The sequence below is a fragment of the Candidatus Cloacimonadota bacterium genome (assembly GCA_034661015.1).
In the GTDB taxonomy this organism is placed as follows: domain Bacteria; phylum Cloacimonadota; class Cloacimonadia; order JGIOTU-2; family JGIOTU-2; genus JAYEKN01.
This window is the reverse complement of sequence record JAYEKN010000222.1, coordinates 1-2,126: the sequence shown is the minus strand read 5'-3', so window position 1 is coordinate 2,126 and position 2,126 is coordinate 1. Positions and strand designations below refer to the sequence as shown.

4 protein-coding genes are annotated in these 2,126 nt (G+C 34.9%); all 4 read right to left on the bottom strand.

What is annotated here, in order from left to right; genetic code table 11:
* Positions 1-318 precede the first annotated feature (318 nt).
* The gene (locus U9P79_08440) at positions 319-882 is read right to left on the bottom strand and encodes a plasmid pRiA4b ORF-3 family protein (GenBank protein MEA2104651.1); all 564 of its coding nucleotides are present in this window, start codon (positions 880-882) and stop codon (positions 319-321) included.
* Positions 883-1,030: 148 nt separating this feature from the next.
* Complete coding sequence (locus U9P79_08435; protein ID MEA2104650.1) at positions 1,031-1,279, bottom strand: DUF2442 domain-containing protein; 249 nt, start codon at positions 1,277-1,279, stop codon at positions 1,031-1,033.
* Positions 1,280-1,290: 11 nt separating this feature from the next.
* Positions 1,291-1,551 carry a DUF4160 domain-containing protein gene (locus U9P79_08430; GenBank protein MEA2104649.1) on the bottom strand — a complete coding sequence of 87 codons (261 nt, stop codon included), beginning with the start codon at positions 1,549-1,551 and terminating at the stop codon, positions 1,291-1,293.
* A gap of 284 nt (positions 1,552-1,835) precedes the next feature.
* Positions 1,836-2,126, bottom strand: a 291-nt coding sequence (locus U9P79_08425; GenBank protein MEA2104648.1) for a hypothetical protein, incomplete at its 5' end; no start/stop codon positions are given.

Below are 2,126 nucleotides of genomic sequence, written 5' to 3'. Positions count from 1 at the left end.
ACAATCTTAGATAACTTGCTGTATTGTTTATGCAATCCCTGCTTTCAGCCACTTGCGCCAATAAGGACATATATTCAATGGGTTAGGCAAACTCGCAACATAAGGGTCAAGTCTCATTTTGACCTTATTGGGAAAGCGGGACGCTCTTTTAAAATTTTATATCTCGATTAATCTGTACAATAATGGCGTTTTTGCCTATGAGCTCTACATCCGGTACGGTAATGAAACTCCACTAATGCGGTATTGAAGTGAGGAAATGCAATACTTTTCACTGTAAAACCTTTTAAATAACAGCAAGATATTGTTTCAATTGAATTATTAAAGAGCGTCCCGCTTTACGTTAAATTTCTTGTTAATAAAATTCATATCAAAATCATCAGGATCAAATTCCCCGCCAACCCATTCGAGCATAGATTCATGTTCTTCATGTTTTGGATCTTGAATTGCATCCAAAAAATCGGAGTATCCCCAAATACCCCCGCAGTCCTCTGGAGGACATGCCTTTTTCCCTTTAATAATTGCAGGTGATTCAGAAAAATCTAAAGAATGAACTTTTTCGAGAACGATTTTGTGCTCCCATCCATCACCGAAATCATATTCATAAGCAAAATTTTCTTTTGGATTAGAAATTATGTCTTGTAAAAAAACCTTACGTTCATCTGTTACATCAAAATCAAAATCCGTGTCTGGAATTCCAATATAAGAGCTTCCAACTCTATATTGATGTAAATGGTAATTAGACCATCCCATTGCTACCTGCAAAACGGAATGTAATTGATCTAATCTGATATTGTCTTTAACAATCAATCTTCTCCATATTGGAGGCTTGCTTCCAACCAATGTAACTTTGATTTGGTACAACGATTTTGGTTTTTTATTCATTTTTGTCACTGTGTTACCTCCATGTTGAATATGATTGCCAACGTAAAGCTGAGTGGCTGGGCAACGATAACCGAAAAACTGTGATAAAGGTAAAAACTACCGAGCAAATACTGCCCTTCAAAAGCGGCACGGCTTTGCCCAGTCCATCTCAAGCGTCTTGTTCGCATTTTTCATATAGTGTTTCAGGAGCAATATCTATCTCATCTCCCCAGATTATAGTTCCCAAGTCCTTACTGACAGTAAAATTTTTAAAAAAATTAATATCTTTGAACTTGTCAAATACTCCGCCTTTAGATAAATATTCCGAAAAATCAATAACTCCTTTCTTGTTATCCTCAAACACAACCTCTAAGCGATAATCATTTAACATTTTTGCAGTAATAACATCACAAAGCATGATAACCTCCTTTATTTCAATGGTTCAATTTTAAAAGGTGGTTGATTATTTTTTGCCAATTCCCAAACTTCTACGAGTTCTTTTTTGTGTAAAGCTGCCCATTCTATAACCAAACCAAGAGCTCTTGGAGAAATCTCCCCATCAAGAATTTTTAATGTTTGAATTTCTATTGATACCTTTTGACCTCCATACCTTGCATGAAAATGCGGTGGATTATGGTCATCATAATAAATAGCGATTATTATTCCAAAAAATCTGCTTATTTCTGGCATTGTTTTTTTCCTTAATATTATAACAGATTGTCTATATTTTTCAATTATGCGAACAGTTAGAATAGACAGTTAGAATAGGTGGAAAACTTTCCATGTATTGCTTATATAGCATGGAAAAACTTCCATCTATTGTCATATTGATATGTAAAAGATGGAATAAACCCTGTTGACGTTTCCATATATTGCATAATGGCGTTGATAGCATGGAGAATTTAAAAAAATTCCGACCGGAGCCTAAAGTTACATCAATGTACGCGGGTAATTTCCCTCCATTTGGAGATACACTACATCTTAAAGGTTACTGGTGTCAAATTCATACCCATGTAACCAAATCTTAAAAGGTCCCCTCCCCTTTCATTTATAGATTTAGAAGCTTTGCGCCATGAATTATTCTCAAAATAAAAACTGTTTTTTCTACAATGCGGTAAACTATTCGATATTTTTTGTAAAATTAGATGGCGGTAGTTGGTACCGAAAAAGTTATTCTCAGGTATCAATGGGTGGCGGTCGGGAAAGTTTTCAAGTGAATAAATTTTTTTCATGACGTATCCTCTTTTTTGTTGGGAGTTAGTTTT